Below are 3,723 nucleotides of genomic sequence, written 5' to 3' on the forward strand. Positions count from 1 at the left end.
GAGCCGGGCAGCCCGCCTCCGGACGCGGCTTTCAGCCGGGCTGGCCCTCTGATCGCGCGTCGTGGCGCTCCTGCGCGGCGCTGACCAGCCGGGCGTGGTCCCGAATCCAGATGAACAGGTGTTGGAGAGGCTGGGTCAGCCCCTCGCCGAGCGGGGTGAGGCTGTAGCTGACCCTGGGCGGGGACGAGGGCTCCACCGCGCGTTCGACCAGACCGTCCCGGACAAGGGTGCGCAGGGTCTGGGAGAGCATCTTCTCGCTGATTCCTTCGATCTTCGTCCGCAGCTCGTGGAACCGGAGCGGGCCGGTGGCCAGCCCGGTGAGGACCAGTACGCCCCAGCGGCTGGTGACATGGTCGAGCACCACGCGAGCGGGGCAGTCACTGCGGAACGCGTCGTCGGCCGCGTCGTCCGGGAGGCTCTCGGGGGGCTGCGGACGCACTGGCACGCCGCAAAGCATACTCGGGTATCGCTTCTTACTAAAAGTAAGCCCCTATACTCTGGTTACTGGAGGGGCGGTAGCGGGGGCCCGTGCCGGAGTCCTGGGATGGAGGCGCGATGAGTGGATCACGCGAGGTAGCGCTGGTCACCGGTGGAGGCCGTGGCATCGGCGCGGCGACAGCCCGTGAGCTGGGCCGTCGCGGCTACCATGTAGTGATCAATTTCCGGGGCAACGCCGATGCCGCCCGCGCGGTTGCCCTCGAGATCGAAGCCGTGGGGGCGACGGCCGAGTGCGTCCAGGCCGATGTCTGTGATCCTGCTCAGGTCGAGCGGATGGTCGACGGCGTCCTGGCTGACCGGGGCCACATCGACGTGCTGGTCTGCAACGCCAACACCGTCGCCCCACCGTTCGGCCCGCTCGCGTCCCTGGCGTGGAAGGACTTTATCGACAAGGTCAGCGGTGAGCTCGCCGGGGCCTTCTTCGTCACCCAGCGTGTACTGGCCGCGATGCGCCACCGTGGCGGCCGGATCGTGTACGTCTCCAGCAGCGCCGCCGACTATGTCGGGTCCGGCAGGCTCTCCCACTCGACGGCGAAGTCGGCGCTGAACACCTTCAGCCGCCATGTCGCCGCGGAAGCGGCGGCACACGGGGTCACGGTCAACACGGTCGCCCCGGGCGCGGTTCGCACCGAGGCGACCGCGGCGATCTTCACGCCCGAGCGCGAGAAGCATCTCGCAGCCCACTCGGTCCTGGGACGCGTGCTCGAGCCCGAGGACATCGCCGTGGTGATCGCGCAGACCGTTGACGCGGGTATGCGCGGCGTCACGGGAGCGCTGATCCGCGTCGACGCCGGCTTCGGCGTGCTGGTCGGCGGGCCGTCGTCCACCGCGTGACGTCCGCGGGAGCTGTCTTCCCGGAGAAGCCGGGCGCGGAAGCGTGCTTCGGGACGCGTTCTTCAGGCGGCCGAGCCGCCAGGTGGCCGGACAGTCTTCGCGCGGCCGCACGACAGGGTACGACCGGGCCTGTTCCGGCCACGGTCCCGCTTGTCCGCTCCGGGTGGTATCCGTCCGGCCGCCGTTTTCCGGTCACCCGGCCATTTCCCCGGTCACCGGAAGCATTTCTGGGCATTCCGCTCTGCTTTCCGGCCGGCTTGCCCGGCAGGCGCCGGGTCCCGGGCGTGCCCCGGTTCCGGCCGGAAACTTTCTCGGCACGCCTGGGATTATCCTGAGCCTGACCTCGATGTCGAGCGGAGAGGAACTTGATGGCCACACTCAACGAGGACGCCCGGAATCTGCTGAGCCGGCCGGTGCATGCCTGGGTGACCACCCTGCGTCCGGACGGGGCGCCGCACAGCACGGTCGTCTGGGTCGACGCGGACGGCGACGAGATCATTTTCAACACGGCGGTCGGCCGGGCCAAGGAACGGCACCTGCGTAAGGATCCACGGATCTCGATCGGTGTGCTCGACCCGGACGACGCCTACCACCTGGTCAGCGTCTCGGGGACGGCCCGTCTCGAGGCCGACGGCGCCGACGCCGTCATCGACCGGCTCGCGAAGAAGTATCTCGGCGTCGACAGCTATCCTTTCCGCCGGCCGGACGAACAGCGGATCACGGTCCGGGTGGAGCCACGGCACATCATCCACAACACCGGCCGATGACGGCCGCGGGCCGGGCGTACGGCTTCGACATCGTCCCCTAACCGGCCGGGAGAGGCCTTTCGGATGTTTTCCGGACGCGCCGTCACGAACGCGTCCGGAAACATCTGCCCGGCGGGAAGTGAAATCCGGAAATTGGCCGGGCCCGGTGAACTGTTTTCCGGGGCCACCGGCCCGGCCCGTTCGGCCGCGGTGCGGCCGGCGCACGGATTCACGGCTGTTCAGGTGTGATTCCGGGGTGGGCCTGGCAGGGGCTGCGCCAACGGCCGGACGGCCTGCTGCCGGCCGCGCGTCGTCGGGCCATGCGCCGCGGATGTCACGTGCCCTGGGATCACGTGCCCTGGGATCACGTGCCCTGGGGCCATGTGTCGCGGGGACGGCGCTCGCTCCGGAGGAACTTCGCGTGGCTGCTTTTAGTGATCATACGTTTGTTGTGCGTCAGGAAATGCCGGCCTGATGCTCGGGAAGGCGGCTGGTGCCCGGGAGAGGGGTGATGCCCGGGAGAGGGGTGACGGTTCGATTTGACACCCGAACCGGAAACCGTTTCCATTACGTGGTCGTCGTCCCCAGGATGGAGCCGTCCCACGTATGTCCCGGATTCGTTCGTCCGCAGGCGTCGTCAACGTCCACCGCGTTGTCGGTCTCGCGCTGCTCGCGCTGCTCGCCCTGTTCGTCGCCGGCTGTGGCTCCGGCGATGACGACGGGCCCGCGTCGGCGGCGCCGCCGGGCAAGCTGCGGGTGGTGGCGACGACCACCCAGGTCGCCGACTTCGTACGGGCGGTGGGCGGTGACCGGGTCCAGGTGACCCAGATTCTGCGGCCCAACGTCGACCCGCACGACTACGAGCCCTCACCGGCCGACGTCAAGGCGGTCGGCGAGGCCGACGTGCTGGTGGCCAACGGTGTCGGCCTGGAGAAGTGGCTCGACGAGACGATCTCCTCCGCGGGCTTCGAGGGCACCCGGGTCGACGCCAGCCAGGGTGTGAGGATCCGCCCGGGCAGCGATGAGGAGGAGAAGGACGGGGATCCGCACATCTGGCACAACCCGCTCAACGTCAAGATCATGACTGCCAACATCGAGCGGGCGTTCGCCGCCGCGGACCCGGCTGGGGCCGCCGCCTACCAGGCCAACCGTACCGCCTACGACGGCAGGCTCGACGCGCTCGACGCCGACATCAGGCGGCAGATCGACGCACTGCCTCCCGCCAGCCGCAAGCTGGTGACCAATCATGACGCGTTCGGCTATTACATCGACCGGTACCAGCTGACCTTCGTCGGGTCGATCATCCCGAGTTTCGACACGTCGGCGGAGCTGTCCGGCCGCGACATCAACAATCTTGTGGAGAAGATCAGAACTACCGGGGCCAGGGCGGTTTTCTCCGAGTCGTCGTTGCCGCCGAACACGGCTGAGACGATCGGCCGGGAGGCCGGCGTCAAGGTGGTGGCGGGTGAGGGCTCCCTGTACGGCGACACCCTCGGCCCGCAGGGCTCGGACGGTGCGACCTACCTGCGGATGGAGGAGCACAACACCAGGACAATCGTCGATGCGCTGCAATGATGCGTCGACACGGGCATTGGCAGGGGAGCTGACACGGGGCTGACATGGGGGTCTGGCACGGGGGCCTGGC

General features: G+C 68.9%; 4 protein-coding genes. 3 read left to right on the top strand and 1 reads right to left on the bottom strand.

Annotation, left to right across the window (positions count from 1 at the left end):
* Positions 1-31 precede the first annotated feature (31 nt).
* Positions 32-445 (bottom strand): winged helix-turn-helix transcriptional regulator, encoded by a 414-nt coding sequence (locus AC5LUJ_RS23790; protein ID WP_493465829.1) that lies wholly within the window; start codon positions 443-445, stop codon positions 32-34.
* Positions 446-555: 110 nt separating this feature from the next.
* Here AC5LUJ_RS23790 and AC5LUJ_RS23795 point away from each other — a divergent pair, with 110 nt between their 5' ends.
* From AC5LUJ_RS23795 to AC5LUJ_RS23805, 3 genes are all read left to right on the top strand, one after another.
* Positions 556-1,332, top strand: a complete 777-nt coding sequence (locus tag AC5LUJ_RS23795; protein ID WP_250284974.1) for an SDR family oxidoreductase — start codon at positions 556-558, stop codon at positions 1,330-1,332.
* Between the two features lie 368 nt (positions 1,333-1,700).
* Positions 1,701-2,099, top strand: coding sequence for a PPOX class F420-dependent oxidoreductase (locus AC5LUJ_RS23800; protein WP_250292686.1), 399 nt, complete (start codon positions 1,701-1,703; stop codon positions 2,097-2,099).
* Positions 2,100-2,684: 585 nt separating this feature from the next.
* Positions 2,685-3,653 carry a metal ABC transporter substrate-binding protein gene (locus AC5LUJ_RS23805; RefSeq protein WP_250287254.1) on the top strand — a complete coding sequence of 323 codons (969 nt, stop codon included), beginning with the start codon at positions 2,685-2,687 and terminating at the stop codon, positions 3,651-3,653.
* Positions 3,654-3,723: the final 70 nt, after the last annotated feature.

Source organism: Protofrankia sp. CiP1_Cm_nod3 (genome assembly GCF_982290655.1).

What these genes read in the sequence shown, in the direction of transcription:
- AC5LUJ_RS23800 (WP_250292686.1), top strand. Translation starts at nt 1,701, where the DNA reads ATGGCCACACTCAACGAGGACGCCCGGAATCTGCTGAGCCGGCCGGTG.
- AC5LUJ_RS23795 (WP_250284974.1), top strand. Translation starts at nt 556, where the DNA reads ATGAGTGGATCACGCGAGGTAGCGCTGGTCACCGGTGGAGGCCGTGGC.
- AC5LUJ_RS23805 (WP_250287254.1), top strand. Translation starts at nt 2,685, where the DNA reads ATGTCCCGGATTCGTTCGTCCGCAGGCGTCGTCAACGTCCACCGCGTT.